General features: G+C 40.4%; 1 protein-coding gene. It reads right to left on the reverse strand.

All coding sequences use genetic code 11. The annotated features are described in order from the left end of the window. On the reverse strand, positions 1 to 663 hold a 663-nt coding region (locus AEYBE204_RS40160), incomplete at both ends, for a type II restriction endonuclease (protein ID WP_235068290.1).

The raw sequence follows: 663 nt of genomic DNA on the forward strand, positions 1-663 counted from the left end.
TCTTTCCTTCTGTGACACTCTGTGTTGTGAATTTTACCAATCCGTATGCGACGAAAATTTTCTCTAGGTGCATCTCAAGAGATTTTCCTGAGCGAGATTTACGGCGATTGCTTACTGAGTTTGCGAGCTCAATGAAATCTTCAACAGAATCAAAACCCTCTTTAACTTTGTCAAGAACATGGAGCTCTTCGACCTGACGGAAGAGATCGTATTCTTTTTCTCTTCTCTCTAACAGAAGTTTGTCAGGAGTTTCACCCTTGAATTTAAATATTTTTGGTAAGTATTCAATGATCTCGCTTCCACTAGGGAATGTGACTTTCCAGTGCTCGGGTATTTCATGATTCCGAGATTTCCAGTTTGTATCATCGATAGCGAAACCACCGAGAAGTTGTGTCGATAACCCTGATAATGCGGTTCCAGGAAGTACTTCTCCAATAATTGTTTCAACTAAGTCTTCTTCATCAATGGAGCCGCATACCCATACTTCGACAAGATCACAGTCTTTTAGGTTATCGGATGCAGAGAAGCAGAATATAGCTAATGCACCTGTATTTTTCTGGTTTTGAAGTGGACTTTTTTTACCGCCCCAGCAAGTAATTCGTGTTTCATTCCTGCCCTTGGGATTAAGAGTTCTCGGTTTACTGTTATAATAGACAGCTCTAA

This window comes from Asticcacaulis sp. YBE204, from assembly GCF_000495855.1.
Taxonomy (GTDB): Bacteria; Pseudomonadota; Alphaproteobacteria; order Caulobacterales; family Caulobacteraceae; genus Asticcacaulis.